This window comes from Saccharothrix sp. BKS2, assembly GCF_047689505.1.
GTDB classification, from domain to species: domain Bacteria; phylum Actinomycetota; class Actinomycetes; order Mycobacteriales; family Pseudonocardiaceae; genus Actinosynnema; species Actinosynnema lopnurensis.
In genome coordinates, this window is the sequence record NZ_JAUQOL010000030.1 from 36225 (window position 1) to 43182 (window position 6958).

A 6958-nucleotide genomic window follows, 5' to 3' on the forward strand; every position below is an offset into this window, starting at 1 on the left:
CCATCACCGACCGCCTCTCAAATACCATTCAATTGGCGCGACGTGGCCAGCTGGACATCCAGACCAAAATCAGCACCGCAATCCCGTTTCACCAGTTGGCCGAAAATCGGATCACGAGGAGAAGATCATCGCATTTGACACCTATGCACCGAAGTGTCGCTTCCGCAGGTGACCGCAATGACGAAACCAAGTCAACGGGCATCTTTTCTGGTACCGTACGGCCGCTACACAAGGCAGTTGCCCCGTAGACCCGCACAGCTCCCGGCAAGGGCACTCACACGTCCTTGTCGCGCACATCAGCAGGGCTCAGAGGCGCTGTGGCGAACGAAGGGTGGAACTCGTGACAGGGACACGGACAGCACGGCGCAGGCGGAGGAAGTTAACCGTCGAAGGGCTCCCCGCAGAGGGCGACTTAGTCGAGGTGCGCGGGCAGAACTGGATCGTCTCCCACGTCGCCCCCGCATGGGAGTCCGACGAACCCGCTGCAACGAGTGGACCGATCGGGCCCGGCACGATCGCCCCTGCTGCCACCATCGTCCACCTCCAGTCCGTCGCCGATGGGCGCTATGGTGAAACCCTCAGCGTTGCGTGGGAGGTCGAGCCCGGCCGACGCGTCCTGCCCGCCAGTTCCCTCCCGGACGTTTCCGCCGGGAAGTACGATCCGCCCGAGCGCCTCGCCGCCTTCCTCGACGCCATCCGCTGGTCCGCCGTCGCCTCGGCCGATGTGAAGAACCTCCAGGCGCCCTTCCGCTCCGGCATCGCGATTGAGCCCTATCAGCTGGAGCCGGTATCCCGGGCCGTTGGGGCTCCCCGAGTCAATCTTCTGCTGGCAGATGATGTAGGACTCGGCAAAACCGTTGAAGCAGGGCTCGTCGCCCAAGAACTCCTGCTGCGCGGACGCGCCCACCGAATCATGGTGGTTTCCCCGGCCGGGCTCACCGTCAAATGGCGCGACGAACTCGCCGAGAAGTTCGGCCTGGACTTCACCGTCGTCGATTCCGCCCGGTGCGCCGAACTGCGCCGTACCCACGGCACCACGGCCAACCCATTCCGGGTCCACCCGCTCACCATCGTCTCGCTGCCCTGGCTGCGCGGTGCCAAGGCCCAACGGCTGCTCGACGAGGTCATCCCGTCCGTGGAGGCGACCGGCGACCAGGTGCCCGAACGTTTCTTCGACCTGCTGATCCTCGACGAAGCCCACCACGTGGCCCCGTCCGCCCCCAAACAGGTCTACGCGGTCGACAGTCAGCAGACCAAGCTCATCCGCCGCATGGTCCCTCACTTCGAACACCGACTGTTCCTGTCGGCCACCCCGCACAACGGCTATCGCGAGTCCTACACCGCGCTGCTCGAACTCATCGACAACCAGCGCTTCGCGCGCGGCGTCAACCCGGATGAAAAGGCAGTCAAGGAAACCGTCGTACGCCGTCTCAAGAGCAGCATCACCCGCCCCGACGGCACACCGTACTTCCGCCGCCGCGAAACTCGTGAGATGCCTGTCCGGTACACGAACGAAGAACGTCGCATCCACGAACTCCTCACCGCGTACGCCGATCTGCGCCGCGCGCGGATGGCCCCCGGCGCGAAGGGTGGGCGCAAGGCCACCGACCTCGTCGTCCTGCTGCTCAAGAAACGGCTTTTCTCCTCACCTGCCGCCTTCGGTCGCACTGTTCAGATTTACCTGGAGAACATCGCGACGGCCTCCAATACCGTCCGGCCGCGCGCTGCTGCGGAAGACGTACCCGACTGGCTGGACGACTTCGCCGATGAAATAGCCGACCTCGACGACATCGATCTTGCCGAAGCCGAGGACGATGCACTCGGCCGCACCACGCGCCTGACCCCGGGTCCCACCGAGGACGAGGCCGGTCTGCTCCGCGAGATGCTGCGCTGGGCCGAGACGCACGAGGCACGAGCCGATTCCAAGGCCGCCGCACTGATTAATTACCTGAAAGCTGTCGTCCGCGCAGGCGGCAAGCACTGGTCCAACGAACGCGTAGTGGTCTTCACCGAGTACCGCGATACCCAGGACTGGTTGCTCGCACTGCTGCGACAGGAAGGCATGGCCGAAAGAGGTCGTATCGAGCTCCTGCACGGCGGCCTGAACGTCGACGAACGCGAACGCATTCGTCTCGGTTTCCAGGCGCATCCCGCCGAAGTCGAGGGTGTGGTGCGCGTACTCATCGCCACCGATGCCGCCAGCGAGGGTATCGACCTGCAAAAGCACTGTCACCGACTCGTCAACTACGACATTCCTTTCAACCCCAACAAGCTTGAACAGCGGATCGGTCGCATCGATCGTTGGGGCCAGCGTCACGACCCCGAGGTTCGCCACTTCGTCGGAGAGGACTGGCAGAAAGCCAAAGCGGGATCCTTCGAAGCCGACCTTGAATTCCTCTCCCGGATCGCCAAGAAGGTCGCGCTCATGGAGGAGGACCTCGGCGAGGTCAACGCCGTGCTCGCCGACGCCGTCCTGCGTCGCATGTCCGGCGACCAGCGCCACGTCGACATCGAGAACGCCAGAGCGAAGAAGATCAACGGTCGAAGCACCGGCGGCACGGTCGAAGCCGAGCAGAACGTCACCGGTCAGGTCAAACGACTCAGCGCCGGCCACGACCGCACCGTTGACGAGCTCGGCATCACGCCGGCGAACATCGCCCGCGTGGTCACCACCGCCCTGGCACTCGATCGCCAGCAACCGCTGCGCCCCGTGCACGACGTGCACCACCTGCACGGCAACACGAATGACGAGAGCAGTGGCATCGACCTCGACAAATCCCTCTTCGAGGTCCCCCAGCTGGGCGACTACTGGGAGCGGGCGACCCGCGGTCTCGCCCACAAGCTTCGCCCGCGGGAGCGACGTCCCATCACCTTCGACCCGCGCGTAGCCGGTCTCGGACGGGACGACATCGTGCTCGCCCACCTCAAGCACCCCCTCGTCGACCTCTCCACCCGGCTGTTGCGGGCTGCCGCCTGGAACGCCGAGCAGATCGACCTGCACCGCGTCAGTGCCGTCGTCAGCGACGACCCGCACCTCGAGACCACGCTCGTCAGCGCATACGCCCGCTACGTCCTCGTCGGCGCCGACGGAGTACGCCTCCACGAGGAGGTGCTGCACGCCGGCGGTTGGCTCAACGAAGCCGGCTGGCACCGCCGTTGGGACAGCGTCAACACCCAGGGCGAGACCCTCCGCAAGGCCCTCAACCACGGCATCGCCGCGGCGGAGTACCTGCGCACCCGACTCACCAAGAGCTGGCCGAAGGTCCAGAACCGACTCATGGCCTCGCTCGAGGCCCGGGCCAAGGAACGCCGCGAATCCCTGGACAGGGTCCTGCACCAGCGCCGTGAGGAGGAGGAGCACCGGGTCAAGGCCAACCTGGACCGCTTCGAGTCCACCCTGCGCGCCAAGGTCGACGAGAACGCCGCCGAAGACGACGCGCAACTCGCCCTCTGGGAAGCCGGCCGGATGACCCCCGCTGAACGGCGGCAGTACCAACTCGACCGCGAACACCTGCAACGGCGCCTGGACGTCCTCGGGGGAGAACGTCGCCTGGAACTCGCCGCCATCGACGCCCGCTACAGCGACCTCACGTCACACCTCTTCCCCGCGGCCGTCGTCTTCGTCATCCCCCGGAAAGAGGCTGTCCGATGAGCCCCGCCCCCCGCAACGCCGCTTCCCGCCGCGGCATGAACGCCGGACAGGCCGCCGCGCTCGCCCGCGCCACCGACGGCAGGCGCCAGCACAAGGACTGGCTCAACCTCGTCGAGATCACCGGCCCGTTCCTCACCCTGCCCGTCCTCGTCGAAACCTGGCCCACCCTCGACCCGCTCGAAAGAGAACAGCGCGCACCTTTACGCCTCCAGCACGGCTTGTGGTCCGACGATCCGTCCGCCGGCCGTGACGAGTGGGTCGCCTACCTGCTCCACGACCTCCTCGAGTGGGACGACGCGCTCCACTTACCCATCGGCGACGCGGACGCACTCCTCGATCGCCTCGCCTTACCCGTCCCCGAGCACGACACCACGCTGCGCCCCGACTTCGTCCTCATCGAGCCGGACAGCGATCCTGCCCACGACTCCGGCGACATCACCAAGAGCATCCCGCTGCTCGGCATGACCATCCCGGCAGGCAGCCCTCCCACTTCCCGTCTCCGGGATGGTGACGGCTGGGCCGCGACCCCCGCCGATCGCATGGCGCGCCTGCTGCGACACCACCGCATCGAACTCGGCCTCGTCACCGACGGCCGCTGGTGGTGCCTCGTCTGGGCGCCGGCGGGCGGCGTCACCGCCACGGTGCAGTTCGACACCGTGGGCTGGAACGAAGCCGCCGAGCGAGAGGTCGTTCGCGCGTTCATCTCCCTGCTGCGCCGGTTCCGCTTCTTCAGCGTCCTCGACGACCAGACCCTGCCGCAACTACTGCGCAAGAGCCTCGGCAAGCAGGAGGACGTCACCGAAGCCCTCGGCGTGCAGGTCCGCCAGGCCGTCGAACTGCTCGTCGACGCCATCGGCCGGGCCGATACCCGTGCCGTGGAACGCGGCGAGCCGGGCCTCGACGCCCAAGGCGTCCAAGCCTCGCAGGTCTACCGGGGTGCGGTCGCGGTCATGATGCGCGTGGTCTTCCTGCTCTTCGCCGAGGAGCGCGGTCTGCTCCCGGCGGACAACGAGGTCTACGCCAAGGCGTACTCGGCGGGCGGCCTGTGCGCCGAACTCGAAGCCCGAGCGGCGATGGGCACCACAGCGGAGCTGGAGCAGAGCACGGCGGCCTGGCACCGGCTGATCGCCCTCTTCCACGCGGTCTACGGGGGCGTGGCCCACCCGGAGTTCCAGCTGCACGCCTACGACGGCTCGATCTTCGACCCGAAGACCTACTGGTGGCTTGAAGGGCTGCCCGCACCGGGTGCGCGGGAAGTGCCGGCCGGTCACACGCCGCTTCTGCCCATCAACGACCTGACCGTGCTCCACATGCTCCAAGCCGTTCAGCACGTCACCATCGGCACCGGCAAGAACGCCGAGCGCCGAACGCTCACCTTCCGCACCCTCGACGTCGAGCAGATCGGCTACGTCTACGAGGGCCTGCTCTCGTATGACGGTCGACGTGCCGAAGACACCGTGGTCGGGCTCGTCGGCAAGAGCGGCCTGGAGGACGAGGTCCTGCTGACCTACCTCGAACAGCTCGCCGGTCCATACGGGATCGGCGCGCGGGCCGGCGGCCCGGTAGACGTGAAAGGTCTTGCGAAACGGCTCGCCGAAGTGCACAAGGACTCCGGCATCGGTTCGGCAGCCGCCCTGGAGAAGAAGCTCGCACCGCTGTCCGAGGTCGACAAGGTGGAAGCCGAGCGGCTGCTCCACGTGGTTACCGGGGACACGGCTCTGGTCCCCAGGCTGCTGCCGTTCTTCTCGCTCATCCGCCGTGACCTGCGCGATCTCCCGCTGGTCATCGGGGCGGGCTCGCTGTACGTCACGGACTCCGCCACGCGCAAGAACACCGGTACCCACTACACGCCGCGCTTCCTCGCGGAGAAGGTGGTGAAAGGCGCCCTGCAACCGCTGGTCTACGCGCCAGGGCCGCTGGAGACGGCCGATGAAGCGGCCTGGGTGCTGCGGTCTGCGGAGGAGATCCTGTCGCTGAAGGTGGCGGACATCGCCATGGGCTCGGCGGCGTTCCTCGTCGCGGCCTGTCGCTACCTCGCGGAGAAGTTGATCGACGCCTGGGTGAAGGAAGGGCACGAAGGTGCTACCGCCTTCCGCGCAGGGCCCCTCCAGGCAGGATCCGGGATGGAGATCGACGCCGACCCGGTGGTGATCGAGGCAAAGCGCCAGATCATCGAACACTGCCTGTACGGGGTGGACATCAACCCGATGGCGGTGGAGATGGCCAAGCTCTCGCTGTGGCTGGTCTCCATGGACCCGCATCGGCCGTTCACCTTCCTCGACGACCGGCTGGTGGTGGGTGACTCGCTGCTGGGCGTCACCTCGTTGGACCAGGTGGAGGTCGTCCACCTGGACGCGAAGGTCGGTCGCAAGCTGCACAGGGACCGTCTTTGGGACTGGACGTCCGGTGTGCGCGCCCGGGTGGGGGACGTCGCGGGAGAGAGGCGGGCCATCACGAAGATCAAGGGGACCGACCTCGCGAGCCTGGATCGCAAGCGCCAACTGCTGGACACAGCGCGCGAGCACATGGGACAGCTGACCCTCGTTGGCGACTTGGCGGCCGGCGCGGCGCTGGTCACGGCCGGGACGTCCCGCGACGCCGAGCATGAAGAAGCCGCTTTGTTGGCGGAGAAGGTCGCCTCGCCGCGCACCGCTGATGACGCGGAGGTCGTGCACAAGGCTCGCCTTCGTGCGATGGAGTGGCTGGCCAAGGACCGACCGGACGACGGCTTGGTGCGCGAGCCGGTGCACTGGCCGCTCGTGTTCCCGGAGGTGTTCGATCAGGGCGGCTTCGACGCGATCGTGGGCAACCCGCCGTTCCTTGGGGGTCAGAAGCTGACGGGAACCTTGGGCCAGGCGTACCGCGAGTACCTCGTACTGGCGCTCGGGCGTGGTCGGCGAGGTAGCGCGGACCTGGTGGCGTACTTCGCGTTGCGCGCGCACCAGCTGTTGAACGCGCGTGGACAGACGGGGCTCATCGCGACCAACACCCTGGCCCAGGGCGATACCAGGGAGGTCGGGCTTGACCAGCTGACAGCGGACGGCATCGAGATCCGCGGAGCGGTGAAGAGCGCCCCGTGGCCGTCCAAGTCCGCGACGCTGGAGTACTGCGCCGTGTGGTCCAGCGCTGCTCCGGTCGCGCCGGAGGCGTCGCGGGTACTGGATGACGTGGTGGTTCGTGGTATCACGCCCTCACTGGACGCGAAGTCGCGAGTCTCGGGTAAGCCGTACCGCCTGGTATCCAATCGAGGACGATCGTTCCAAGGCTCCAACGTCCTGGGCAAGGGCTTCATCCTCACTCCCGACC

2 protein-coding genes are annotated in these 6958 nt (G+C 67.1%); both read left to right on the top strand.

The window, feature by feature from the left end; all coding sequences use genetic code 11:
* The first annotated feature begins 340 nt into the window (after positions 1-340).
* Positions 341-3652 carry a DISARM system SNF2-like helicase DrmD gene (drmD, locus tag Q5530_RS37335; protein ID WP_415367660.1) on the top strand — a complete coding sequence of 1104 codons (3312 nt, stop codon included), beginning with the start codon at positions 341-343 and terminating at the stop codon, positions 3650-3652.
* Positions 3649-6958 (top strand): Eco57I restriction-modification methylase domain-containing protein (locus Q5530_RS37340; RefSeq protein WP_415367658.1); only part of this gene is annotated, 3310 nt, incomplete at its 3' end. The genes drmD and Q5530_RS37340, both read left to right, overlap by 4 nt.